Annotated in this window: 5 protein-coding genes; all 5 read left to right on the top strand. The window is 46.0% G+C overall.

Features of this window, described 5'->3' with window-relative positions:
• A partial coding sequence (locus Q0C19_RS11750) for a sulfite exporter TauE/SafE family protein (protein ID WP_295056304.1) occupies window positions 1-528 on the top strand: 528 nt, incomplete at its 5' end.
• Window positions 525-1,214: a TonB family protein gene (locus tag Q0C19_RS11745; protein WP_295056301.1), complete on the top strand. Its 690-nt coding sequence runs from the start codon at window positions 525-527 to the stop codon at window positions 1,212-1,214. The genes Q0C19_RS11750 and Q0C19_RS11745, both read left to right, overlap by 4 nt.
• A 77-nt stretch (window positions 1,215-1,291) precedes the next feature.
• Complete coding sequence (locus Q0C19_RS11740; protein ID WP_295056298.1) at window positions 1,292-2,281, top strand: hypothetical protein; 990 nt, start codon at window positions 1,292-1,294, stop codon at window positions 2,279-2,281.
• Window positions 2,281-2,682 (top strand): hypothetical protein, encoded by a 402-nt coding sequence (locus Q0C19_RS11735; RefSeq protein WP_295056295.1) that lies wholly within the window; start codon window positions 2,281-2,283, stop codon window positions 2,680-2,682. Before Q0C19_RS11740 ends, Q0C19_RS11735 begins: the two co-directional genes overlap by 1 nt.
• Window positions 2,672-2,944: hypothetical protein (locus Q0C19_RS11730; RefSeq protein WP_295056292.1), on the top strand; the 273-nt coding region annotated here is incomplete at its 3' end. The genes Q0C19_RS11735 and Q0C19_RS11730, both read left to right, overlap by 11 nt.

The raw sequence follows: 2,944 nt of genomic DNA, 5'->3' as shown, positions 1-2,944 counted from the left end.
CGCCAACAAAGTCTCAAAGTTTTGCTTCCTGTTAGCCTGGGACGTATCAGCGGCTATACAGCCCTCTCCCTCATATCCTATCTCGGTGCGACCATGATCAAAGCTCTCATCAGCGATACCGTTTTAATGGGGTATCTGCTAGGGAGTGTCACCCTTATTCTCGCCGTACGGCTGTGGTTTTCGCTTAAAACTTCATCCTGCTGCAATACGTCGCCCAAAGCCCCGCAAAGCGTCATCCCCCTATTCATGACCGGAGTCCTATTGTCTCTGTCCCTCTGCGCCCCTGTAATTACAATGATGACGCTCAGCGCCACATCGCACTCATTGGGATTGGCAATCGCATACGGCTTGGTATTCGGTCTTGGGGCAACACTCCTGTGGTTTCTCTTTTTTTCCGTTCTCCTCACTGCGATTCTCAAAGAGAGCTTGGTTCATCTTTCCCGATACCGCAAATTTCTCTCGCATACGGCACCAATCCTCCTCGCAGGAGTCGGTATCGCTATTTTTAAAGGATGGATACATCTATGACCAGCGCACGCAAATCCTTTCTCCTCTCGTTAATGTTCCATTCCCTGATGGGTTCATTGGCCTTTTTCGTCCTGTCGCAAATGCACACTTCGCCCCCGATGGTGAAAATCCCTCTTCAGCGCATGATGCTCGTATCTCTGTCCGATTCCGAATCTGCCCAAAAAGAACACGAGATTTCCATACCGTTGTCCGAAACGGAAACGATTACGCCCTCACCCATACAACCTATTCTTCCCCTCAAAACTTTGACAGCAAAGCCCGATGCCTCGTATGCTGCACCCAATAACACATCCCCCGCACCCGTAGTTTCTGCACCGACAGTGACTCAATATACGACCCAAAACAGTACTTCAGCAGAGGCCGTCCAAACTCAGCCGAAACAAAAAATTGATCTCGCGGCAGAAAAAAAAGCCTTCTTTGCCGCGCTTCGTTCAACGATCCAAAACCATCTTCGCTACCCGAGTGCCGCACGGCGCAGAGGAATGGAAGGGGAGGTAGGCGTCCGTTTTAACCTCGCCGATGATGGAACCATTAATGCCATCACTGTCCAGCACGGAGAAGAAATTTTTTATACTGCGGTAAAAGCTGCCGTAGCCTCCGCTTCGGGAATCAATATCCCAAAAAACCTCACGAATGCTTTGCCTATGGAGATCGAACTTATCTTAGAATTCAAACTCAACAGCTGATGTAAAAGCCAACATTATTTAATTTTATGATACGATTAAATGATTTATTAAATCGATCCGGGCCTTGAGGATTTTACGTGTATCTGAGATTACTATCGCTATTTTCACTTCTACTACTCTCCATCGGACACGCAGACGATTATGAATTAGGACATGGTGTTCATGTCAACGATTATCTGAATGTCGGCGGCTATTTTTCATCCGAATTTGAATCCAATTCCCAAAGCGATACCTTTACCCTTGACGATGTCGCGGTTATGGCCTATGGCGATATCAATCCTATGTTTTCCTATTTGGCGGAATTTGAAGCCGTTGGTTTTTACCATAGAAATTTAACCGACGGCACCGAAGACGGCAGTCAAAAATTTCATGCTGAACGGTTCTACGGCGATCTATGGATGTCCGATGATTTTAATATACGTTTCGGAAAAATGATCACACCGATCGGGTATTGGAATATGGAACCGATTAATGTTTTGCGAGATACCACCTCGAGCCCTCTCTACAGCATGCTGCTGTTTCCGAAATTTCTCACCGGTATCGATATCAACGGATACGTACCGAAAACCGAAGGGATGCGTTACCATCTTTTCGGACAAAATAATCGCGATCTGGATGAAGAATATATCAATATTCCCAATACCCATTTTTTCGGTTTTTCCCTCGAAAAAGAGCTTTCGATGGAGTGGAATACCGGAGGGAGCGTGGGAGAATACATTACCAAAACCAACCAGCGGACCCGTTTCATTGAGGCCAACCTCAAATACGACGATACCCAATGGCAAATAATGACCGAGGCTTTAATTGCCAAAAGCGACTACAACGATATCCAAGACGATTACGCTCTCGCAGGATACGCACAGGCGATGTATCGCTATACTCCCGAACATGCATTAATTGGAAGATATGAGTATTATAACGATCATCACACGGAGTATAAAGACAACATTGCTATCCTCGGCTACAGCTATCGTCCGCTCTATCCCATTTCCATCAAAGGGGAATATCAATGGCATTCTCAACATGATGAGAATCGTGCTCTATTCTCTTTATCGGTGCTCTTCTGATGAAAACAATTATTCTATTTTTTATTTTTGTTTCGACAGTTTTCGGAGCCCAATACAGTATCATCATCTCTAAAAAAGCGGCTGTCTCTGCCCTCAGTGCGGATCAGATACGGGATATCTATTTGCAAAAACGCCACAGTGTCGGAGATCAAAAAATTATTCCCCTCAATCTGGTCGGGCAAGATCCTTCACGCATCGCTTTTGAGAATGCGGTTATAGGGATGGGAAGAGATCGGTTAAACGCCTATTGGGTCAAACAGCACTTCCAAGGAAACAGCCCGCCGATAACTCAGCCATCGCATGAGTCGATCAAGGCGTTCGTACAAAATGTGGAAGGCTCTATCGGATACGTTCCTTCTTCCATGGCGGATGCCAGTGTAAAGGTCATATATGAGTTTTAAACTCAAAACCATTCTCCTTTTTTTAGGGATCAGTATTATCCCCTATGCGCTCACGATGGTTCTGATGGGGAACTCCTTTCGCCAAGAGCAGCACAATGCGATCACCCACGAGATGGATACCCAGCTGAGCCTTACGGTAGAGAGAATTGATCAATCGCTTCAAACCCTTCAGAACGATATGGCGTTCATCGCCAAATCGGAGGTGATGAACGATATTTATACCCAAGACCTGGATCGCCGTATCAGTACGATGCTGCTATCT

Source organism: Sulfuricurvum sp., from assembly GCF_023250475.1.
Taxonomy (GTDB): domain Bacteria; phylum Campylobacterota; class Campylobacteria; order Campylobacterales; family Sulfurimonadaceae; genus Sulfuricurvum.
This window is presented reverse-complemented; position numbering and strand designations above follow the sequence as displayed.